At 63.1% G+C, this 21,715-nt stretch carries 20 protein-coding genes; 7 read left to right on the top strand and 13 right to left on the bottom strand.

Annotated features, from left to right (window positions below):
• The first annotated feature begins 372 nt into the window (after nucleotides 1-372).
• Genes GV027_RS17745 through GV027_RS17730 form a run of 4 tightly spaced genes read left to right on the top strand, consistent with a single transcriptional unit; the run spans nucleotide 373 to nucleotide 6,528 of the window.
• Entirely contained in the window at nucleotides 373-1,602 is a 1,230-nt protein-coding gene (locus tag GV027_RS17745; RefSeq protein ID WP_151989806.1) for a TolC family protein, read from the top strand.
• Nucleotides 1,603-1,613: 11 nt separating this feature from the next.
• Nucleotides 1,614-3,068 carry an efflux RND transporter periplasmic adaptor subunit gene (locus GV027_RS17740; RefSeq protein ID WP_234422475.1) on the top strand — a complete coding sequence of 485 codons (1,455 nt, stop codon included), beginning with the start codon at nucleotides 1,614-1,616 and terminating at the stop codon, nucleotides 3,066-3,068.
• Nucleotides 3,065-6,205 carry an efflux RND transporter permease subunit gene (locus GV027_RS17735; RefSeq protein WP_159513019.1) on the top strand — a complete coding sequence of 1,047 codons (3,141 nt, stop codon included), beginning with the start codon at nucleotides 3,065-3,067 and terminating at the stop codon, nucleotides 6,203-6,205. Before GV027_RS17740 ends, GV027_RS17735 begins: the two co-directional genes overlap by 4 nt.
• The gene (locus tag GV027_RS17730) at nucleotides 6,202-6,528 is read left to right on the top strand and encodes a copper-binding protein (protein WP_159513018.1); all 327 of its coding nucleotides are present in this window, start codon (nucleotides 6,202-6,204) and stop codon (nucleotides 6,526-6,528) included. The genes GV027_RS17735 and GV027_RS17730 overlap by 4 nt, the downstream gene beginning before the upstream one ends.
• Before the next feature lie 238 nt (nucleotides 6,529-6,766).
• On the opposite strand, the gene GV027_RS17725 is transcribed toward GV027_RS17730, so the two are convergent.
• The 4 genes from GV027_RS17725 to GV027_RS17710 all read right to left on the bottom strand — a co-directional run bounded on the left by GV027_RS17725 (nucleotide 6,767) and on the right by GV027_RS17710 (nucleotide 11,444).
• Nucleotides 6,767-8,716, bottom strand: coding sequence for a cytochrome c/FTR1 family iron permease (locus GV027_RS17725; RefSeq protein WP_159513029.1), 1,950 nt, complete (start codon nucleotides 8,714-8,716; stop codon nucleotides 6,767-6,769).
• Between the two features lie 150 nt (nucleotides 8,717-8,866).
• Nucleotides 8,867-9,931 (bottom strand): retropepsin-like aspartic protease, encoded by a 1,065-nt coding sequence (locus GV027_RS17720; RefSeq protein WP_236559360.1) that lies wholly within the window; start codon nucleotides 9,929-9,931, stop codon nucleotides 8,867-8,869.
• 273 nt (nucleotides 9,932-10,204) lie between these two features.
• Complete coding sequence (locus GV027_RS17715; RefSeq protein ID WP_159513016.1) at nucleotides 10,205-10,978, bottom strand: transporter; 774 nt, start codon at nucleotides 10,976-10,978, stop codon at nucleotides 10,205-10,207.
• A 67-nt stretch (nucleotides 10,979-11,045) separates the two neighbouring features.
• A complete protein-coding gene (locus GV027_RS17710) occupies nucleotides 11,046-11,444 on the bottom strand; it encodes a MerR family transcriptional regulator (RefSeq protein ID WP_145147252.1) in 399 nt (132 codons plus the stop codon).
• Nucleotides 11,445-11,810: 366 nt separating this feature from the next.
• Between GV027_RS17710 and lpdA the strand changes: the two genes are divergently transcribed.
• Both lpdA and GV027_RS17700 read left to right on the top strand, forming a co-directional pair.
• A complete protein-coding gene (lpdA, locus tag GV027_RS17705; RefSeq protein WP_159513015.1) occupies nucleotides 11,811-13,220 on the top strand; it encodes a dihydrolipoyl dehydrogenase in 1,410 nt (469 codons plus the stop codon).
• Nucleotides 13,217-15,349: an NAD(+) synthase gene (locus GV027_RS17700; RefSeq protein WP_159513014.1), complete on the top strand. Its 2,133-nt coding sequence runs from the start codon at nucleotides 13,217-13,219 to the stop codon at nucleotides 15,347-15,349. Before lpdA ends, GV027_RS17700 begins: the two co-directional genes overlap by 4 nt.
• A gap of 63 nt (nucleotides 15,350-15,412) precedes the next feature.
• Here the strand turns inward: GV027_RS17700 and arsH are convergent, their stop codons facing one another.
• The 9 genes from arsH to merC form a co-directional block, all read right to left on the bottom strand.
• A complete protein-coding gene (gene arsH, locus GV027_RS17695; RefSeq protein WP_159513013.1) occupies nucleotides 15,413-16,156 on the bottom strand; it encodes an arsenical resistance protein ArsH in 744 nt (247 codons plus the stop codon).
• Between the two features lie 30 nt (nucleotides 16,157-16,186).
• Nucleotides 16,187-16,510: a YnfA family protein gene (locus tag GV027_RS17690; RefSeq protein ID WP_151989808.1), complete on the bottom strand. Its 324-nt coding sequence runs from the start codon at nucleotides 16,508-16,510 to the stop codon at nucleotides 16,187-16,189.
• Entirely contained in the window at nucleotides 16,507-17,793 is a 1,287-nt protein-coding gene (locus GV027_RS17685) for an arsenic transporter (RefSeq protein ID WP_151989809.1), read from the bottom strand. Before GV027_RS17685 ends, GV027_RS17690 begins: the two co-directional genes overlap by 4 nt.
• Entirely contained in the window at nucleotides 17,793-18,221 is a 429-nt protein-coding gene (gene arsC / locus GV027_RS17680; RefSeq protein WP_151989810.1) for an arsenate reductase (glutaredoxin), read from the bottom strand. The genes GV027_RS17685 and arsC overlap by 1 nt, the downstream gene beginning before the upstream one ends.
• A gap of 11 nt (nucleotides 18,222-18,232) precedes the next feature.
• Nucleotides 18,233-18,565 (bottom strand): ArsR/SmtB family transcription factor, encoded by a 333-nt coding sequence (locus tag GV027_RS17675; protein ID WP_151989811.1) that lies wholly within the window; start codon nucleotides 18,563-18,565, stop codon nucleotides 18,233-18,235.
• An 84-nt stretch (nucleotides 18,566-18,649) separates the two neighbouring features.
• Nucleotides 18,650-19,999 (bottom strand): dihydrolipoyl dehydrogenase family protein, encoded by a 1,350-nt coding sequence (locus tag GV027_RS17670; RefSeq protein WP_151989812.1) that lies wholly within the window; start codon nucleotides 19,997-19,999, stop codon nucleotides 18,650-18,652.
• 57 nt (nucleotides 20,000-20,056) lie between these two features.
• Nucleotides 20,057-20,221 (bottom strand): GDCCVxC domain-containing (seleno)protein, encoded by a 165-nt coding sequence (locus GV027_RS21835; RefSeq protein ID WP_302675749.1) that lies wholly within the window; start codon nucleotides 20,219-20,221, stop codon nucleotides 20,057-20,059.
• Between the two features lie 56 nt (nucleotides 20,222-20,277).
• Nucleotides 20,278-20,601 carry a mercury transporter MerT gene (locus GV027_RS17660; RefSeq protein ID WP_183937707.1) on the bottom strand — a complete coding sequence of 108 codons (324 nt, stop codon included), beginning with the start codon at nucleotides 20,599-20,601 and terminating at the stop codon, nucleotides 20,278-20,280.
• Nucleotides 20,602-20,684: 83 nt separating this feature from the next.
• Nucleotides 20,685-21,224, bottom strand: coding sequence for an organomercurial transporter MerC (gene merC / locus GV027_RS17655; RefSeq protein WP_151989815.1), 540 nt, complete (start codon nucleotides 21,222-21,224; stop codon nucleotides 20,685-20,687).
• Between merC and GV027_RS17650 the strand changes: the two genes are divergently transcribed.
• Complete coding sequence (locus GV027_RS17650; RefSeq protein WP_151989816.1) at nucleotides 21,223-21,618, top strand: MerR family transcriptional regulator; 396 nt, start codon at nucleotides 21,223-21,225, stop codon at nucleotides 21,616-21,618. The two genes, merC and GV027_RS17650, sit on opposite strands and share 2 nt — an antisense overlap.
• Nucleotides 21,619-21,715: the final 97 nt, after the last annotated feature.

Genomic DNA, 21,715 nt, shown 5'->3' with positions numbered 1-21,715 from the left:
GTGGGCCCGCGCTCGCGCCTGCGATGGAGGCGAGCCATGCCATGCCGACGGGAATGGATTGCGCCGGCACGGAAGGAATGCCGGAGGCCACGCACGAGCAACCCTGCAAGGGGCTCACGCTTGCGTGCATCGCGCAGATGGGATGCATGATTCCCATGACCATCCAGGACCGTCTCCCTTTGACGGCACCACGCGTTCCCCTGCCTCCCGTCGCCTACCGCGCCGTGGATGCACCCTTGGCCGGCCGCGACCTAATGCCGGAACTACAACCGCCCACCGTCTGAGCTGACCCGATCGCGGTCGTGCCTCGCCTTCTTGCCAGAGCGCGGGGCGAGCGTGTGATCGTATCATCCCTTCCAGACGGAATTAGCCATGCGCGCATCCATGATGCTGGCCGTCGCGGTGCTTTCAGCGAGCACCGCGCAGGCGCAATCTCTGACTTACGACCAAGCGATACGCGGGGCGGTTGCAAACGCCCCAGGGGCAGCCGCAGCGCGTGCAGGGGTATCAGCTGCCCAAGCAGAGGCCGGCGCCGCCGGAAGCCTCCCCGATCCACGGCTGTCGATCGGCGTCGATAACTATCCGATCTCGGGACCCCCGGCCTTCTCGCTGACCCGCGACGACATGACGATGGGGCGGGTCGGGTTTCAGCAGGACCTACCCAATCTCGCCAAGCGCCATGCCGCTCAGGCGCAGGCTCGGGCGGCGATCGTCACCGCGCAAGCGTCTCAGGAGGTCAAGTTTCGGCAAGTCCGGTTGGGGGCGGGACAGGCGTGGATGGATCTTGCCTATACTGAACGACGATTGGCAGCACTCGACGCGATCATCCGTTCGTTGCGTACGCTTCCCTCTGCTGCACGCACCGCTGTGGCGTCTGGGACGGCCCGTCCGGCCCAGAGCCTGGGTATCAACCAGGCCATCGCCGGGCTGGAGGATCGGCGCGACGAGCTGGTCGCCGCAGTTGCGCGCGCCCGCGCGATGCTGGCTCGCTGGACGGGCGTTCCGGCACCCGAGATCGCCGGCGACGTGCCGGTGATCGACCTGGTGCCGGCGAAGCTGCGGACGGCGCTTGAGCAGCATCCCGACATGGTTTCCGCCGACGCGAGCATTCATCGTGCCCAGGCTGATGTGGACGCGGCACGTGCAGAAAAGCGTCCGGATTGGGGTGCCGAAGTGGCGTACCAGCGTCGTGACCCTCGCTACGGAGACATGGTATCGGCGGGGGTGTCGATGAGCCTGCCGCTGTTCGCTCGGTCGCGCCAGGATCCTCGTATCGCGGCACGCCGATCTGCTCAAGCGCAAGCGGAAGCACAGCGCGAGGAGACGCGGCGCACTCTGGCAGCCGGCCTCGACGCCGCGCTGGCCGACCATGAGATGCACCATAGCCAATGGCAGCGGGCGCTACGCGTACTTCTCCCGCTCGCTCGGGAGCGCGCCGACCTGGAAACGGCGAGCTATGCCGCCGGTAGGGCGAATCTTACGGACATCATCGATGCCAAGACGGCCCTGGCCGACGCGGAGCTGACGGCGCTCGATCGCGAGGCGGATGTCGCTTCCGATGCCGTCCGGCTCACAATCACCTTCGGGAGCGACGACCGATGAGAGGCACGAACATGACCCGCGCCCGCCTTGCAACTGCTGCTGGTGCGCTTGCCCTTGTGGCAGGCGGCATCGGTTTTGGCATCGCGCGGCTTGGGAACACGGCCAGCTCGCCAACGCAGCAGGCCCAAACGAACCAGCGCAAGATCCTCTACTGGTATGACCCCATGATCCCGGCCGAACATCATGACGGTCCGGGTCTCTCGTCCATGGGGATGAAGACGATCCCCCGATATGCCGATGATGGCACCGGCGCGAATGCCATGCCGGGGGTCACTATCGATGCTGGCAGCATGCAGCGCCTTGGAGCGCGGATCGTGTCGGCCGAGCGAGGGACGCTCGCCAACGCGGTGACCGTGACGGGCAGCATTGAGTTCGACGAGCGCACCCTCGCCGTCATCCAGGCTCGCAGCGCCGGCTTCGTTCAACGTGTTTATGCACGCGCGCCCGGTGACGTGGTGTCCGCTGGAGCGCCACTGGCCGACCTCCTGGTTCCTGAATGGGCAGGTGCGCAAGCCGAGTACGAGGCGGTTCGGCGTACCGGGGATGCCTCCCTGACACGGGCCGCACGCCAACGCATGACGCTTCTCGGTATGACCGGTTCGACCGGCGGGCGAACGACGATCCGTACGCCGATCGGCGGGGTCATCAAGACGCTGAGCGTGCGACAGGGCATGACCTTGGCGCAGGGCCAGACCCTCGCTGAGGTGAATGGGCTCGGCACTGTCTGGCTGAACGCGGCCGTCCCCGAGGCGGGCGCCGGCACGCTGCGCGTCGGCACTCCCGTAACCGCCACGCTTGCGGCTTTCCCGGGGGAGACCTTCGCAGGCCGGATTACTGCCATTCTGCCTCAGGCGCAGGCCGAAACCCGCACGCTCACCGTGCGGATCGAACTGGCCAACAGAGGCGGCAGGCTTCGGCCGGGCATGTTCGCCAGCGTCGCACTCGGGCAGGATTCACGCGATAGGCTGCTCGTGCCCAGCGAGGCCGTGATCCGCACCGGTCGCCGCACGCTCGTCATGCTCGCTGGCCCCGGCGGGCGGTTCCGACCCGCTGAAGTGCGAACCGGCACCGAAGGTGGCGGGAAAACAGAAATTCTTGCGGGGCTCGCCGAGGGCGAGAAGGTCGTGGCATCCGGCCAGTTCCTGATCGATTCCGAGGCCAGCCTTGCAGGCCTCGATGCGCGGCCGATCGGCGGTGAAGCGAAGCCGCAACCAAAACAGCCGTCGGCTGCGACTGGTCAAGTCTATGAGACAGTCGGGCGTGTGGAGACGTTGGACGCGAGTTCGATAACGCTGTCTCATGAGCCAGTGCCGGCGATCGGGTGGCCGGCGATGACGATGAGCTTCCGCGTTGCCAATCCCGCCCTGCTGCGCGGCTACAAGAAGGGAGATCGTGTTCGGTTCGGTTTCGACCAGCCATCGGAAGGCCCGACCCTGCGCCGCATCATGCAGGAGCGCAGCCGGTGATCGCCAAGATTATCCGCTGGTCCGTCGCCAACCGGTTCCTTGTTGTGCTGGCAGCGCTCGCACTTGCCATCGCCGGCGTGTTCGCGCTGCGGGCCACGCCCGTCGATGCCTTGCCCGATCTATCGGATACCCAGGTCATCATCCGGACAAGCTGGCCGGGCCAGGCGCCGCAGATCGTGGAGAACCAGGTTACCTATCCGCTGACCACTACCATGCTGTCCGTGCCCGGCGCCAAGACCGTGCGCGGCTATTCCTTCTTCGGCGGCAGCTACGTCTATGTGATCTTCGACGAGGGCACGGACCTGTATTGGGCACGCTCCCGCGTGCTCGAATATCTGAGCCAGGTTCAAGGTCGGCTGCCACAAGGGGCACAGGCCGCCCTCGGCCCGGACGCCACCGGTGTGGGCTGGATCTACGAATATGCGTTGGTGGACCGCAGCGGCCGCCACGACTTGTCTCAGCTTCGATCGCTGCAGGACTGGTTCCTGCGCTACGAGTTGAAAACCCTCCCCGGTGTCGCTGAAGTGGCCAGCATCGGGGGCATGGTGAAGCAGTACCAGGTGCTGCTCGACCCGACCCGGCTTGCTTCGCTAGGCGTCACCCACGCCCAGACGGTGGAAGCCATCCGCCGCGCCAATCAGGAGGCGGGCGGTTCGGTGCTGGAGATGGGTGGGGCGGAGTATATGGTTCGCGCGTCGGGCTATCTTCGTACCGTCGATGATTTTCGCGCAATTCCGCTGAGGGTCGCCGGGGCCGGTGTCCCGGTGACGTTGGGCGACGTCGCCACCATCCAGATCGGCCCTGAGATGCGACGGGGCATCGCGGATCTCAATGGCGAGGGAGAGGTAGCGGGCGGTGTCGTCATCCTGCGCCAAGGCAAGAACGCCCGGGAGACGATCGAGGCGGTGAAAACCAAGCTGGTCGAGCTGAGGCGAAGCCTTCCCCCCGGCGTGCAGGTCGTCACCACCTACGACCGGTCGCAACTGATCGATCGCGCGGTCGAGAATCTGTCGAGCAAGCTCCTCGAGGAGTTCGTCGTTGTGGCGATCGTGTGCGGGCTGTTCCTCTGGCACGTTCGATCGGCCTTGGTCGCGATCGTCACCCTGCCGCTCGGCGTACTCGCCGCCCTGCTCGTCATGCGCGTCCAGGGCGTTAACGCCAACATCATGTCCTTGGGCGGGATCGCCATTGCGATCGGTGCAATGGTGGATGCGGCCATTGTCATGATCGAGAACGCGCATAAGCGGATCGAGCATTGGGAGCATGACCACCCTAGCCAAGCGCTCGCAGGCGAGGAGCGCTGGCAGGTCATCACCGAAGCTGCCGCGGAAGTCGGTCCGGCGCTGTTCTTCAGCCTCGTCATCATCACGCTCTCGTTCGTGCCCGTCTTTACGCTTGAAGCTCAGGAAGGCCGGCTGTTTGCACCGCTCGCCTTCACCAAGAGCTATGCGATGGCGGCAGCTGCCATTCTCTCCATCACGCTCGTCCCAGTGCTGATGGGGTGGCTGATCCGGGGTCGCATCCCTGCCGAGCAGGACAACGTCATCAACCGAGGCCTGACCCGCCTCTACCGGCCCGCCCTGGACCGGGTGATGGCGCGCCCCTGGGTGACGATCGCGGTCGCCATTGTGGTACTGGCAACGACAGCCTGGCCGCTCGCGCGGCTCGGAGGCGAGTTCATCCCCTCGATGGATGAGGGCGACCTGCTTTACATGCCATCGGCGTTACCGGGCCTCTCTGCCGCCAGTGCTTCCGATCTGCTGCAACGAACCGATCGCCTCATTAAAACCGTGCCTGAAGTCGCAACCGTGTTCGGGAAGGCCGGCCGGGCCGAAACGGCGACCGACCCCGCCCCGCTGGAGATGTTCGAGACGACGATCCAGTTCAAGCCACGCGACCAGTGGCGCGCGGGGATGACGCCAGCGAAGCTGGTGGAGGAGCTGGACCGAACGGTTCGCGTTCCCGGGCTCACCAATGTCTGGGTGCCGCCCATCCGAAATCGGATCGACATGCTGGCGACGGGCATCAAAAGTCCGATCGGCGTCAAGGTGTCGGGCGCCGATCTGGCCGAGCTGGACCGGATAGGGGCTAGCGTCGAGCGCATTGCAAAGACCGTGCCGGGCGTCAGTTCCGCCCTGGCGGAGCGGTTAACCGGCGGGCGCTACGTCGACGTGGACATCGATCGGGCGAGCGCTGCCCGGTACGGCCTCAACATTGCCGACGTTCAGGAGATCGTCGCGGGCGCAATTGGGGGCGAGACGATCGGGGAAACGGTCGAGGGCCTGGCGCGCTATCCCATCAGCGTTCGCTATCCGCGCGAGTTGCGAGACAGCCTGGAAGGGCTGCGGACGCTTCCCATAGTGACTGCCACGGGTCAGCAGATCACGCTCGGCACGGTCGCGGCGGTGTCGGTCGCCGAGGGGCCGCCAATGCTCAAGACCGAGAACGGGCGACCATCGACATGGGTCTATGTCGACGTCCGCGACCGTGACCTGGCTTCGACCGTTGCCGACCTGCAGCGCGCTGTTGCGAAGGGGGTGCGACTCAGCCCCGGCGTATCGATCGCCTATTCGGGGCAGTTCGAGTATCTGCAGCGTGCCGAAAGCCGGCTGATGCTCGTCATTCCAGCGACGCTCGCGATCATCTTCCTGCTGCTCTACCTGACGTTCGGCCGGCTCGACGAGGCGGCGTTGGTCATGGGGACCCTGCCCTTCGCTCTGGTCGGAGGCATCTGGATCCTCTGGCTGCTCGGCTATGCGCAGTCGGTCGCGACGGGGGTGGGGTTCATCGCCCTGGCGGGTGTCTCTGCAGAGTTCGGCGTCGTGATGCTGATCTATCTGAAACACGCCCTCGCCGCTCGCGGTCCTTCGCCTACGAAAGAGGAAGTCGTCGAAGCAATCCGCGAAGGCGCTCTGCTGCGGGTTCGGCCCAAGGCGATGACCGTTGCCGTCATCATCGCCGGCCTGCTCCCCGTCCTTGTCGGACACGGTGCCGGTTCAGAGGTCATGAGCCGCATCGCGGCACCGATGATCGGCGGAATGCTGACGGCTCCCCTCCTATCCCTGTTCCTCTTGCCCGCCGCCTACATGCTGTTGCGGCAGCGAGGTCTCACCAGTTCCAAAAGGAGTGCATCATGAAAGTCTCGTCTATACTTCGGGCAGGTCTTGTCCTGCTTCTCACCCCCCTCACCGCCAACGCTGTGGCCGCCCCAGCATCGCCGGCCGCGTCGGCCGCAAAGGTCGGCAAAGGTACGGGTACGATCACGGCTCTCGACCCGCGGGCAGGAACCGTCACGATCAAGCACGGTCCCATACCGGCGATCGGTTGGCCGGCGATGACCATGGCCTTCCGCGCCTCGCCTCCGGCTTTGCTCAAGAACCTTCGGGCGGGGCAGCGGGTCGCCTTCACGGCAAAGGCACAAGGCATGAACGCTCAAGTCACGGCGATCAGACCGCAATGAGGTAGGATGATAGCTGGTTTTCGACGGTCGCTGCCGGCGACCGTCGAAACTAGTGCTGCTTTGCGAGCACCGGGACGACCATCATCACGTTTTCGGTCAACAAGACGAAGCCCGGGGGTACATAGCTATCCCCGCCCGTGCAGGCGCACTTAAACGCGCGTTTGTGGACGGAAATCACCTCTATTCCGGAGATCCGACGTGGCTTTTACCGGCAACGGAACGACAAGGCAGATCATTCTCATTCCGCCGTTGCAACGCTCAAATTCGGCGCGGCTTTACGGCGGTTAAGGGAAAATCCGGCCAGGATTGCCAGCACCATGAGAAGCTGGGCCAAGATGGATTGCCAAGTAGGGAAGATCCCAAGGATGGATACCCGAGGCGCATCCGCAAGCGGAGCGATGTCGATGATCCCTGCCTCCTGTAGCGCCGCAACGCCTTTTCCAGCGAGCACCACCGTAAGCCCCGCCATCAGCCACGAACTGTAGGAGAAGACCTTGGCAATCGGAAGCTGGCGGCTGTAGCGGAGCATGGCCCATGCGATCACGGCGAGCAACGCGACTGCTGATCCCGCGCCGGCGAGAAGCGCACCGCCATTCCCCTGCGTCCATAGTGCGGCGTAGAACAGGATCGTTTCGAACACCTCGCGATACACCACCACGAAGGCCAGTCCGAACAGGAACCAGGCCGAGCGACCCGACAACGCGCGCGTCATCTTCTCTCGAATATAGCGCTGCCACTGATCAGCTTGCGCCTTGCCGTGCATCCATATTCCGACCGATAGCAGGACCACGGCAGCGAACAGGGAACCGAACCCTTCGGTCAGCTCTCGGCTCGCACCGCTGATCCCGATCGCATAGGTGGCGACCACCCAGGTTAACAGGCCAGCGACAAGCGCTCCGACCCAGCCACCATGGACATAGGGCAAGACTTCCGAGCGCTCCGCTTTGCGGAGGAAGGCGATCATGGCAACAACGATGAGCAGGGCTTCCAAGCCCTCGCGCAACAGGATCGTAAACGCGCCCAGGAAGGTCGATGCATCGCTGGAGGCGCCAGGGGCCAGCGCCGCTTCGGCATCGTCGAACAGATTATTCAGGACGAGCACCCGGTTCGCCAGATCGTCGGGCTCCGCACCCTGATCGACGGCAGCGCGGTATTCGCCCATCGCACCCTCGATCCGGGCGAGCAGCGTTGCATCGCGTGCGCCCAGCGTGGGTTCGATGGGCTCAAAACCATCCAAATAGGCGGACAGCGCTGCTTCCTTCGCTGCGCGACGATTGCCCTTGCGGGCGGCATCAAGGCTCGCTGCCAGCTTCTGCCGGACAATCGAGAGCGACGCAGGGGCCTGTTCGATCACAGCGTCGGGATGACGGCGTAGATAAGCCATGACCGCCAGTGCCCGCTTCTCGCCGATACTGTCGGCGAGCGCGGAAGGGGTGAGCGCCACGAGTGTCTGGAGGTCCGGCACCTGCTGGCGGAGCGACGGATCGGCCTTCCACAATCGCTCCCCTTCCCGCGCCTGTTCGTCGGTCAGTGCGAAGCTGCCGGCGCGAAAAGCCAAGGCCCAGCGATCCCCGTTTGAGAGCTCCGCAAAGCTCTGCATCGCCGTTCCGTCGATGCCTTGGGTTATCGCCTGATAGAGTGCAAATACGCTGCGCTGGCGGGCGCGTTCGACATCCGTGAACGCGATCGGCGGCGTCGTGAGCTTGGCCGCGTCGGGGCCATGTCCGTTGCCGGTCATGCCGTGACAGGCTGCGCAGGTGGAGCCAAACAGCGTCACCCCGCGAGCAAAGCTCGGTGGTGCTGCCGGGGCGAGCGGCACCGGGTAGGCTTTCAGTAGATCGGCTGCGAGCCCGTGTGCGAGCGTCCCGACTTCCTGCGGCGTTCCCTTGCGCCCGATCACGCTCTGGAGGCGCGCCACACCCGCGATCAGCGCCGCCCGCTCGGGCTTTGGCGGCAGCGCCGCAAGCCGCTGTGATACGGAGCCGGCAAACTCCGTCATCTCGGCATATTCGGCTGCGCTCTTTATCCGGCCGCCCTCGACCGCGCCGTTGTAATCGACCGCTACATAGTCGAGCAGGCGCCACGCGGTTTGGACGTCGTTCGGATCTGCGTTGGGCGCGGCATGCAGTGCCGTCAGCGGGATGAGCAAACCCATTAAGATCGCGAGCGCGACGGCAATGAGCCGCATGGAGGCGGCTTGGATCATGCGACCTGGAGGTGCGGCATCGATATTCAAAGGAAGGTTGAGCGGCGACATGCCGACCCCTTACAACCTCTAGCCGCTGTAGGAGCAAGCGATTTGAGACCCGCTCGCAATAACATGCTCAACGCGCAAGCGTCAGTAGTAGTCGCCAAGTTTGAGCGTTCGTGTCGTACCATCGGTGAGTGTCAGCGCGACCTTCTCTCCGGCAGGCCCATAGCGCCACTGCCACAGCGTGCCACGTGTGTAAGACGTGTCGATCGCAAGGCCCTTCACTGCCGCGATCCGATCGCCGGCCGCCCACCCCGATCGCGCCGCGGGACCCCCAGCGGCCACATGAACGACAGTCAGTTCCGTTGATGACGCGGCAAGTCCAAGGCCGCTTCTATCCTTCAGCATCGGCAAACGGGCTTTCACGGGGATGGGCCGCAACCACAATCGCCCCTGAGAAATGTCGAGCACGATATCGAACTGCCCCAACAGCGGCATGCCGATATTTCCCACGGTGCTTTCGGATGTCCAGCGATCATGAGCGAGCGCCGGAACCGAGGCTACTTGGAGCGCGCCCAGGCCCACCTTATCGGCAGTGAATGTTTTGACGATGTGCACTCCCTCGATTCCTCCGAGGGCCGCTGTCGACGTGATCTTGCCGGCTAAAAGGGAGTGGGCATCAGTATAAGCTGCGGACAGCATCAAGGCCGACGAGCTGCCGAAGTCGAGCATCAGCGCGACCGGATCCAGGCCCGCGATCGAGGCGAGCACGAACAGCTCTTTTTTGGTGCCATGACCGAGCACCAAAGACGTCCAATCGGGGCCGGGGGCGAAGCTGCCCGCTTTTTCAAAAGCGAAACGTCTGGTCGCGAAGTCCAGGGCAACGCAGCCGCCGGCAAGGACGTCGGCTCCGAGCATCATGTCGATCGGCCGACCGAAAGCAGCCGAGATCGCTCCGAGATCGGCCACAATCGCGAACGGCAGGACATGCGTCTGGCCGGCGAGCACCACCTCGACGTTGCGAACCAAGCCAACTTCTGCCTTGCCACCCAGACCGTTGATCCTTCGTGGTTCCAGGTTGGTCATGCCGAGCTTCGCGGCCAGCGATTTGCTGATCATCGTCGCGCCGCTGCCGCTGTCCAGGACCGCCTCGATAACGGCACCGGCCACGGTTGCCGACGTAATCAGCGTATCGCCTGTTCCGATCTCCAAGCGGCGCCAGACTGGCGGGGAAGCGAAGCCCTGCCAAGGTCGCGCCGGCTTGGTTGCCGCTCCCCATGATCGTACCGGAATTATCGTCGCGATCACTCCGCTACCCAGACGAGCCAGAGCAGTTCGCCGACCGACCCCCCCGGTTGGTGCCGTTTCGACGCTGCGTTTCACCACAATTCAATCGATTCCTACTTCTCGTAGCGCGTTCAGTCTCACTTACATGCTACAGTCACTGGAGGAGCAAGCCTCAATGTGAGAGAGGTGCGAGGTCGTCTAGAATCGCTTCGAGAAGCCAGCGGCGAGGAATGGATGTGGCGTTGTTGAACCGGCAACGCCGGTTCCGACGCTGAGATCGAGCTGGATGTCGTGGCCGATGATGTAAGCCACGCCTGCATCGATTATGACCGACGCTCTGCCACCCTTCTCCTCCGGAGCCTGGATGCCGGTATCCACGAAGAAGTTCAGCGTCTTGCTGGGATTGAAGTTCAACGTGGCAGCCGCAAGCCCTGCCGTATAGGTGCGGTTGGAGTCGTCCTGGAAAACACCAACGCCGATGTTGGGGTTCAGCGACCAGTTGTCGGCAAACGCCCAGTCGGCTGCCATCCTTAAATCTCCCGTCGTCTTGCTGTTTCGGAAATCTCCAGAGCCAGACGGTGGGAAAATACGAGCAATTGCGCCGAGTGAGACCTGCTTTGAACCTTCCGGAACATCAATGAAGTTGTATTTTAGTCCGATCGATGTGGGGGAGAAGCCATTTGAGTATGATGTATTGGTAGCGTCCTTCTGCCTCATCCATGAATAGGTGTTTCCCTCGACCCGTAACTCGACCTTGTCGACAACGCCGTAGCGGAGCAGGGTCGGAAAGAAGATTGTCCGCTCGTGTTCATCGCCGTCGTGACGAAACTCGGCCTGGATCGCGGTCTCCAATTGGAAGCGACCCTTTCCCACGGTTGTGCTGCCGTCCGCAATGCCAGGCCGATCGGCGTTGATGTAATCATCGGACGGGTCTGCGATGGCGGGCGTTGCCATCGCGATCGTAGCCACCATCAGGAGAGCTGTTGAGGCGCAGAGGCTCCGTAGTGGCATCACGTAATTTTCCGTTCTCGGTTCAGGGTTATGCGGTTGGTCCAGCGATAGCTTGGATAACGCGACACTCGGCCATCGTTTTGGCCGAACAGCCGGCAGCGCTCATTGCAGCCAGTTCATCGCGCAGCGCGCCTAGCTGGCGAAGGCGCTCCTCAACATCGGCGAGATGACGTGATGCGATCTCAGTGGCTTCCCCGCAGTCGCGGTCCGGCTGATCGGCGAGTGCGAGCAAGGAGCGGATCTCGTCGATGGAAAAGCCGAGACGCCTACCGTTTCGTATGAAGTTGAGACGATCGGTGTCCGACGCCCCGTAAGTGCGCCGGCCTGAGGTCGTGCGAGCGGGGCGGCCGAGTAAGCCGATGCCCTCATAGAAGCGGATCGTCGTGACCTTGGTCGCGGTGGCTTTCGCCAGTTCGCCGATTTGCATTCGAATGCCCGCTTTCTGCTGCCGGAATTACAATGAGCTTGATTCTACAGCTACTGTAGAATGTAGGGAAGATTGATGATGCGGCACAGGCGATTGCCTGCGGCTGCAAATTCTGACGAGAGGTGCCCGTGCCAAGTGATCTGATCAGCGCCCAGCGCACACCGGCCGGCGATACTGGAGACGGAGAGCGCTTCGTCCAAGAGGTGAGACCCTTCTATCCCTTTCTCCCCGCCTTGATGGTGCGGGTTCAGCGGACTTCACGTGGATATCTAGAGATGGGCTGAACTCGGATGTTCGCGCTGCTGGCGAAGCGGTTCCTTGCCAGCGGCGTTCAGCTCAGGTGACCGGTTTATCGAGGACGAACGAATGAACGACAGCTTCGACATCATCGTAATCGGCGGGGGCACGGCAGGCTATCCCGCCGCCATCCGCGCTTCACAGCTCGGGATGAGCGTCGCGTGTGTCGAACGTGGCGCCACGCTTGGCGGCACCTGTCTCAATGTCGGCTGCATTCCCTCCAAGGCTCTTCTCCATTCGACGGAGCTGTTTGCCGACCTCAGCGAGGGGCTTGAGAAGCATGGTATCGGCGTCAGCGGCGTTGCCCTCGACTTGGCGCAAATGATCAGCCGCAAAAATGAGGTCGTCGCTGGGCTTACCAAGGGCGTCGAACACCTCTTGAAAAAGAACAAGGTGGAATGGGTGAAGGGAAGCGCCCGTTTCACGGCACACGATCGCCTCGCCGTCGATCTGGCCGAGGGTGGCGCTCGATCTCTGACGGCAACCAAGGGGATCATCGTAGCAACCGGCTCGGATGTCGCGCGGCTGCCAGGTATCGACATTGATGAGGAGCGCGTCGTCTCGAATACGGGCGCGCTCTCGTTGAAGAAGGTGCCGGATCATCTGGTCGTCATCGGCGGCGGCTATATCGGCCTTGAACTGGGCTGCGTCTGGCGTCGGTTGGGCGCCAGGGTGACTGTGATTGAGTTCCTCGAGAGCATCGTGCCCAGCATGGATCGCGAGATCTCGCGACACCTGCTTAAAACGCTGAAGCAGCAAGGGCTAGACTTCCGGTTCCAGACCAAAGTGACGAGCGTCGAGAAGCGCCCCGACGACCTGCTTATCGCCATCGAGCCGTCAAACGGCGGTGCAACCGAGACCCTCGCGGCCGACGTCGTGCTGGTCGCAGTGGGCCGTAGACCCTACACAGACGGCCTAGGGCTGGACCAAGTCGGTGTCTTGCTCGACCCCAAGGGCCGCATACCTGTGGAGCTTGGTTTCAAGACTGTTGTCCCCGGAATTTACGCTATCGGCGACGTTATCGCGGGACCGATGCTTGCGCACAAAACGACGCTGGATGGGGTGCGCTGCGTGGAGGGGATCGCCGGCCGCTATCCAGGGGTCGACTACAACACCGTACCCGCCGTCATCTACACCTCTCCCGAGGTCGCGAGCGTTGGCAAAACGGAAGAGGAACTGAAGGCAGCCGGCGTCGACTACAAGTCCGGCACATTCCCGTTCCTGGCGAACAGCCGCGCGCGATGCAACGGCGACACCCGCGGGCTCACGAAGCTGCTGGCAGACGCGAAGACCGATCGCCTGCTCGGCGCTCACATTATCGGGCCGGACGCCGGAACGATGATCCACGAGGCCGTACTGGCCATGGAATATGGTGGGACGACTGAGGACATCGCGCTGACGACGCACGCCCATCCCACCTTGCCGGAGTCGCTGAAGGAGGCCGCTCTCGTCCTGCTCGGCCAAGGCATGCACATATGATCCAGAGCAAGGGCGCCGAGGCCTTTCTTTCCATCTACCGCCAAGGCTTTGTGCGAGTCGCTGCCTGCCGGCCGCGCTGCCGGGCCGCCGATCCCACGTTCAACCTCGCACAAACCATGGAACTAGCCCGCGAGGGCGACGCTCAGGCAGTAGCGCTGATGGTTTTCCCGGAACTGGGACTTTCGGGCTACTCAATTGACGATCTCCTGCTTCAGCGCGCGTTGCTCGACGAAGTTGAAGCGAGGATTATAGATCTGGTCGAGGCAAGCCGGACGTTGAGGCCGGTTCTCCTCGTGGGAGCGCCGTTACGGCGCGAAGGTCGGCTCTACAATTGTGCTGTCGCCATCCACCGGGGTCGGATTCTTGGTGTGGTACCAAAAGGCCACCTTCCCAATTACCGTGAGTTTTATGAGAAGCGGTGGTTCGCCTCCGGCCGTGACGTGCGTGGCGAGATCTATGTTGGAGGCGAGCCAGTTCCTTTCGGAATGGATTTGCTGTTCCAGGCTGACGACGTCGACGGCCTGATCTTCCACACTGAAATTTGCGAGGACGTTTGGGCTCCTGCACCCCCAAGCGACTTTGCCGCGCTCGCCGGCGCGCTGATCCTGACGAACCTTTCGGCAAGCAACATCGTGGTGGGCAAGGCGGACACACGACGGCGCCTCTGCGAGCTGCAGTCCGGCCGCTGCTGGGCAGCTTACATCTACTCCGCGGCCGGATACGGAGAGTCGACCACTGATCTCGCTTGGGATGGCCAGGCCTGCATATACGAGCTGGGAGCTCAGCTCGCGGAAACGGAGCGGTTCAGCGTCGCGTCCCAGATGGTCATTGCGGACATCGACGTGGAGCGGTTGCAACTAGAGCGCATGCGGACCGGCACCTTCAACGAGGCCGCTATCGCAAACGGGATGCCGGACCGGCGATTCCGACGTGTGTCCTTCCATCTCGATCCCCCGATGGGCGATCTCGGGCTGAGACGGAACATCGATCGTTTCCCCTTCGTACCTGATGATCCGGCCCGTCTCGACCAGGACTGCTACGAGGCGTTCAACATCCAGGTCAGCGGGCTTGCGAGGAGGCTGGAAGCAACCGGTTTAGCCAAGATCTGCATCGGCGTGTCCGGAGGGTTGGATTCGACCCATGCCTTGATCGTCGCGGCAAAGGCGTTCGATTTGCTTGGGCGTCCACGTACCGACATTCTCGGATTTACAATGCCTGGCTTCGCCACCAGCGCCAGGACGAAGTCCAATGCCCACGCCTTGATGAGTGGGCTCGGTGTGACCGCCGAGGAGATCGACATCAAGCCGCTTGCCAACCAGATGCTAGCGGATTTGCAGCACCCGTTCGCAACCGGCGAACCGGTCTACGACACGACTTTCGAAAACGTGCAGGCGGGACTCAGGACGGATCTTCTGTTCAGAGCTGCCAACCAGCGTAACGCCTTGGTGCTCGGCACCGGCAACATGTCGGAGCTTGCACTTGGCTGGTGTACCTACGGTGTCGGCGACCACATGAGCCACTACAACGTGAATGGCTCGCTTCCGAAGACTCTCATTCAGCACCTGATCCGGTGGACGGCTTCGAACCGGCTGTTCGATACCAATGTCACAGACGTCCTTCTGGACGTTCTCGGGACTACGATATCGCCCGAGCTCATCCCGCAGGCGAGCGAAGGAGAATCGCAGAGCACCGAAGGCAAGATCGGACCGTATGAGCTCCACGATTTCTGGATCTACTATTTCACCCGGTTCGGGCTGCGGCCCTCGAAGATCGCTTTTTTGGCATTCCACGCTTGGCAGGACGTTAGTGCGGGAAGCTGGCCGCCGGGGTTTCCCGAGGAGCAAAAGCGCGCCTACGAGGTGGGCGTCATCCGCGCCTGGCTTGAGGTGTTCTTACACCGCTTCTTCGCTAACCAGTTCAAGCGCTCTGCTCTGCCGAATGGACCCAAGGTCACGACCGGCGGATCGCTATCCCCACGCGGCGACTGGCGCATGCCTTCGGACGCGCATGGACAGGTCTGGATCGACGAGCTGCGTCGCAACGTGCCCGAAGGCCTTGACGTTATGGCCGATCCCTCGACGCAAACAGCGATTATTGTACCGGCTGAAGCCAAGCCTATCGTGCGGTAATGTTGCACTCGCTACGCTATTGCGGGCGTGGGCGGCAGTCTTCCCCGGCGGACGGGCTTAGCTTCAGACGCGGGCCGTCGCGATGCTTGATAGATCGGTTGTCGGATCCATCGGCACCCCGGCTTCCTTGCGCTCGGAATAGCGATCGATAAGCTGGTCAGCATGTGGACGGAGCAAGACGGTGAAGCGGACCAACTCCTCCATCACGTCAACGATGCGATCATAGTAACTCGAGGCCTTCATCCGCCCGGCGTCGTCAAACTCGTTGAACGCCTTGGCGACCGATGATTGATTGGGGATGGTGAACATCCGCATCCAGCGGCCGAGCACGCGCAGTGTGTTGACGCTGTTGAACGACTGCGATCCCGCTGACACCTGCATCACCGCCAGCGTGCGCCCCTGCGTAGGGCGCATGCCGCCCATGTTCAGCGGCAGATGGTCGATCTGCGTTTTCATGATGCCCGTGATTTGACCGTGTCGCTCGGGGCTGCACCAGACCTGTCCTTCCGACCATAGAGAGAGCTGCCGCAACTCATGAACGGCCGGGTGGTCGTCGCCCGCCACTTGATCGGGCAACGGTAGCGTCGACGGATCGAAAATCCTCGTCTCGCACCCGAAAAAGTGAAGAAGGCGCGCAGCTTCCTCGATGCATAGCCGCGAGAAGGAGCGCTCGCGCAAACTTCCGTAGAGCAGCAGGATGCGCGGTGCGGGATCAGCCGGACCGAGACCGAGCGCAGGCCGCTGGTGGGCATAGGCCGGATCGAGTGCGGGTAGATGGTCGGGTTCGGACAGGTCGCGAAGAGGCATTGAACATTCCAAAGTCAGATAGGGCCGGCGTTACGCACCACGCGGCGCGAGCAGGATCACGCAAGTTCCGATGAGACATAGGGCCGCGCCACCCACGTCCCAGCGGTCGGGCCGAACGCCCTCGACGCTCCACAACCAAAGCAGTGAGGCGCAGATGTAGATGCCGCCATAAGCGGCGTAGGCGCGCCCTGCCGCATCGCTGTCCACGCGGGTCAGCAGCCAGGCAAAGACGACGAGGGACGCTATGCCTGGCGCGAGCCACAGGGGTGACTTTCCCATGCGCAGCCAAGCCCAGAAGGCAAAGCATCCCCCAATTTCAGCAAGCGCCGCTGCGATGTAGATCAGGGCTGTCATCCAAGAGTGATCCTCAATGCCAAGGCGCCGAGCGTGATGAGCAGTACCGGCACGGTCAGCGTGACGCCGACGCGGAAATAATAGCCCCATCCGATCCGCACGCCCTTCTGACCGAGAACGTGAAGCCACAGCAACGTCGCGAGAGACCCGATCGGCGTCAGCTTCGGGCCGAGGTCGCAACCGATTACGTTTGCGTAGATCATTGCTTCCTTGACCGCGCCGGTCGCGTGCGCCGCGTCGATCGACAGCGCCCCGACCAGCACGGTCGGCATGTTGTTCATCACCGACGAGAGAATGGCCGCGATGATGCCCGTTCCGAAGGCCGCACCCCACACACCGCCTTGTGCCGTGCGATCGAGCAGCGCGGCGAGGTGATCGGTCAGGCCGGCGTTCCGCAGGCCGTAGACGACCAGGTACATGCCGAGCGAGAAGATCACGACCTGCCACGGCGCGCCTCGCAGTACCTTCCGTGTCTCGATTACATGGCCGCGCCCGGCGATCACCAGGAGCAGGATCGCGCCGGCAGCGGCAACTGCGCTTACCGGTACGCCGAGGGGCTCGAGTAGGAAGAAGCCGGCGAGCAGAAGCGCCAGGACAACCCAACCGGCGCGGAAGGTCGCGGCATCACGAATAGCCTCATGGGGCGCGCGCAGCGCTCCGACATCATAGGCTTGTGGAATGTCACGGCGGAAGAACAGCATCAGTGCGCCCAACGTGACGGCGATCGACACGAGATCGACCGGCACCATCACGGAGGCATATTCACCGAAGCCGACTTTGAAGAAGTCGGCCGACACGATGTTGACGAGGTTGGAGACGACCAGCGGCAAACTTGCCGTGTCGGCGATAAAGCCGGCCGCCATGACGAACGCCAGCGTCGCCTTGTCCTTGAAGCCCAGCGCGCGCAGCATGGCGATGACAATCGGCGTCAGGATCAGCGCCGCGCCGTCATTGGCGAACAACGCGGATACTGCCGCGCCCAGCAGCACGATGAGAACGAACAGCCTCAGGCCATGCCCTCTGCCCCAGCGTGCGACATGGAGTGCTGCCCATTCAAAGAACCCGGCCTCGTCGAGCAGCAGACTGATGACGATGATCGCGACGAAAGCAGCGGTCGCGTTCCAGACGATGCCCCACACCACCGGCACGTCCGAGAGAGTGACGACGCCAGCGAGCAAGGCGACGACGGCACCGCCCATCGCGCTCCATCCAATGCCCAGCCCTTTCGGTTGCCAGATGACGAGCGCGATCGTGGCGACAAAGATCAGGACGGCAAGAAGCATCAGGCGACGCGCTGACCCGAAGCGTTCACGACTTGCTCGCCATCCTCCTTGACGAACGCGCCTTGCTGGCCTGTCTGCAGCAGATCGAGGACCGCTTCCGACGGGCGGCATAGTTTCACGCCCAGCGGTGAGACGACGAGCGGACGGTTGATGAGGATCGGGTGCGCCATCATGGCGTCGATCAGCGCGTCGTCGGAGAGCGACGTGTCACCCAGCCCCAGCTCCGCATAAGGCGTTCCCTTCTCGCGCAGCAGATCGCGCGGGGTGATGCCCGCACGGTCTATCAACTCGACTAGCAGCGCGCGCGAGGGCGGGGTCTTTAGATATTCGACCACGTGCGGCTCAATCCCCGCATTGCGAATCAGGCCAAGGACATTGCGCGACGTGCCGCACGCGGGGTTGTGGTAGATGACGATATCGGTAGCCACAGGGTGTCCTTTCAGCAGCAAGGATCGAGTTCCGCGAGGAGCGGCGCACACAGCTCGGGCGATCCGGCGCAGCAATCCTTGACGAGGAACAGCATCAGCGCGCGCAAGCCGTCCAGGTCGGCGCGGTAGACGATCGAGCGGCTGTGCCGGTCGGACCGGACCAGACCGGCACGTGCGAGAATACCGAGATGCGCCGACATGGTGTTCTGTGGCACGTTGAGCTGACGAGCAATCTCACCCGCGGCCAAGCCATCGGGTTCGTGCCGCACCAGCAGACGGAACACGTCCAGGCGTGTACCTTGAGCCAAGGCACCCAATGCAGCGATAGCCGAATCACTTTCCATATATCCAGCATAATGGATATTAAGTGTCGGGCCACGCCTTATTGGTGGACCGTTACCGCGTCATGTTGTTCTTCGAGGCCACCTTCATCCAAGCATCGAGCCGATATCCGACGCCCCAGTTGGATAGGCGAACATGGTTGATCGCAAGTCGCCTGCCGTGAGATGGTGCCGGATTGCGAGCGCAAACAGGTTGATGACCTCTTCTGCGTGGGGTCCGACCAGGTGAGCGCCGACTATGCTGTCGTCGCCTTCATCGACCAGCACCTTGAACCCATAGACCGGTTCGGCCGCTTGCTTCGCGGTATACCAGCCAGGCACGAAACTGCTGTTCACGCGAAAGCGTATTCCTCGCTTGCGCGCTTCGGCTTCGCCGAGGCCAACCGACGCAATGGGAGGAAGTGTGAAGGCGACGCTTGGGACGCCCCGATAGTCTGGCTGGAGGTGATTTCCCTCCAGTATGTTGCCGGCGACCACCTTGCCATCGTGGCTCGACACCGGCGTCAGTGGCGGCCCCATCTGGGCCGCGTCGCCGGCTGCATACACTGCCGGGTTGGACACGCTTTGCAGATGCTCGTTAAGCGTGAGGCGGCCGTGCTCGTGCGCGATCCCCGCCGCATCCAGGTCGAGTGCTTCGAGCGCCGGCCTGCGCCCGGCGGCATGAACGACCAGGTCGGCCGCGAAGCTCTTGCTTTCCCCGCCCGTGGAGGCGCGGACTAAGAAGCCGTCGCCTGTCTTGTCGATCGCCTCGACCACCGTATCGAGCTGCACGTCGATCCCTGCGTCGCGCAGGCGCGGCGTCAGCCAGCCAACCAGATCGGGGTCGAAGCCGGTCAACATGCGCGGCCCGCGCTGGAGGATCGTCACCTCCGCCCCGGCGTTCGCCGCAATCGTCGAAAACTCGGCCGCGATGTAGCCCCCCCCGACGACCACGATGCGCCGGGGCAGGCGCTCCATTGCCAGGAATGCCTCATTGTCGATGACATGCTCTTCGCCGGACAATCCGAGCGGGACCGGCTCGGCACCGCTGGCGATGAGGACGTGTCGCCCGGTGAGGGTCTTTCCCTCCACGACAAGGGTGTTCGCGCCGGTGAAGCGGACCGAGCCATAAAAGGTTTCCACCCCCGCGTCATGGTAGCTCTGTTCCTGCTTGCCCGGCACCGGATCGGTGAAGGTGCGCTTGAACGCCATCAGCTCGCGCCAGTCGATGCGGTCCTCGCCCACCACCCCGTTGCGGCGCATCCGGCGCGCGTTGTCGATGACGGCCGCACCGTGGCGCAGCATCTTCTTGGGGTCGCATCCGCGCAGCGCGCAGGTGCCGCCATAAGGTCGGCAGTCGATCACGGCGACGCTCTTGCCTGCCTTGCGGACGCGCATGGCCGCGACCCGCGCCGCGGTTCCCGCGCCGATAACGACCAGATCATAGGTTTCGGGCATGAGCTTCTTCCCTGCTGCGGGTGTAAATGGCGCTCAGGTGTTGATCGCCAGACGCGATCAGGTGCAACAGCTCGCCGTTGATCCGGACGCGCGCGCCTCCTGAATCGGGGGGCATGGCACGTCCCCGAACGAGCAATAGACGCAGCAGTCCCCGGCATTGGGGCGGAGCACCGCAGCGCAACCCTTGCAGTCGTAGAAGAACTGACAGGCATCGGTCGGCATGGTGTCTGTCGATTGGTGGCCGCACTTCGGACAGGTCAACGTGGAGGTAAGCAGCACTACAATATCCACTTCATCAGCAAAGGCTCAATCGAATCCCAAATAGCAGCCAACCCGACCAGCGCCGTCGCAGCGATCAGAAGGCCGATGGCGCGGCGCGGCGCGGCATCGGCCGCGCAAGCGTCTCCCGCCGTGCAAGCCGTTTCGCGTTTGCGCCACCACATGATCCAGGCGACCACGAGTGCGACCCCGCTCAGTACAAGAAGCGGCGTCCGGATGCTCGCCAGCTCGGCGAGGCTACCGGCGAGCCCGGCACCCACGCCGATCGAGGCGAGCGCAAGCGGCAGGACGCAGCAGGCAGCGGCAGCCGTAACCGCGCTCAAGCCCAACGCACCCGCGATTGATGCGACACCCCAAACGGGCGGCGCATCCGGTGCCGAGGGTCGCCTTGCGGCGGTATCCGTCATTATCTGTTCCTCGACGGGACCGGATTGCTGAATCGCCGCCCCGGAGGGGAAACCAGATCGACAATCGAGACCCCGATCATCAACACCAGCCCCGCATAAAGCACCCATTCCGCCCGGATGCCACGAAGCGACATTAGCAGGGCGGCGATCAGGACGAGCACAGGGCCAATAACCCCAAGGGCTAGGCGGAGCCAAGTTTTGTGTCGAAATCCGCTGCTAAGGTTTGCCGCCAAAACGACGAGAGCGGAGAGCGGCAATATGTACCGGATGAAGGGGCCTTCATACTGACTTAGAAAGCTTAAGCCGATCCCGGCACCGAGGCTGCCAAGAGCCGGAAAGCACGCTGCACAACCGAAAGAGGCGATGATCGCACCGATCACGCCCGTCTTGTCGGCTGTCCGCGTCAGAGCGTCTTCAGTAGGCACATCGTTTCCTTTTTCCCGCTCCGCCGAAGCGACACGCACGTCGTCTAGCTTCTCGACAAGATCCTCGTCCTCGTCGCATATGCACCCTCCAGTAACTGTAGGGTCAAGGGCCATGGCTCTAAAAATCGGTGACCTCGCGAACGCGACCGGCACGAAGGTGCAGACGATTCGCTATTACGAAGAGATCGGATTGCTGCCTCCGCCCGCGCGAACCGAAGGCAACTTCCGAACCTATGACAAGGGGACCCTTCGCCGGTTGTCATTCATTCGCCGCTCGCGCGGCCTTGGGTTCAGCCTTGATCGGGTCCGGGAGCTACTTGGGTTAGCCGACCATCGCGATTGGTCATGTACCGCAGTCGAGACGATCGCCCGTGAGCACCGTAAGGCAATTGAGCGCAAGATCGCCGACCTATCAGCGCTTGATCACGAGTTGGCCCAAATCATTGAGAAATGCGGGCACGGGACGGTTGCCGAGTGCGGTATTCTTGAAGCGCTGTCTCCGTCCTAAGTCACCTCTGAGAACAGGTGTCAAAAACGGACGGTTTCGACGCAACCGACCAGCTCACAGAGTTGCATGGGTTTAGGGCGTCATAACCTCACGTCAG

This window comes from Sphingomonas sp. T1, from assembly GCF_902506585.1.
In the GTDB taxonomy this organism is placed as follows: domain Bacteria; phylum Pseudomonadota; class Alphaproteobacteria; order Sphingomonadales; family Sphingomonadaceae; genus Sphingomonas; species Sphingomonas aerolata.
Note: the sequence above shows the minus strand (reverse complement) of the source record. Positions and strands in the feature narration are given on the sequence as shown.